Consider the following 268-nt stretch of genomic DNA (forward strand, 5'->3'; position numbering starts at 1 on the left):
TTTCGGGATATTGGAGATTATCTCAATAGAGAAGAAAAGCTAACAATAATTGAAAAATTTAGGAGCATTGATGGCATTACACGGAGCAAAAAAGGTTGGCAAATAATTCCACCAGATAGGCATGGGGATTGGCTTAGTCAACGTGATGACAATTTCAACGCCTTTTTAGCTATAGGTGATAAAGGTGATAAAAAAGGTCATGGTAAAAAACTTTTTGAAAATTTTTCTTGTGGTATTATCACTAGCCGTGATGCATGGGCATATAATG

General features: G+C 35.4%; 1 protein-coding gene. It reads left to right on the plus strand.

Annotated elements, in window-relative coordinates; translation table 11 throughout:
* On the plus strand, window positions 1–268 hold a 268-nt coding region (locus tag ACFIN0_RS10130; RefSeq protein ID WP_375702495.1), incomplete at both ends, for a hypothetical protein.

The organism is Bartonella sp. AA89HNZF (assembly GCF_042196905.1).
In the GTDB taxonomy this organism is placed as follows: domain Bacteria; phylum Pseudomonadota; class Alphaproteobacteria; order Rhizobiales; family Rhizobiaceae; genus Bartonella.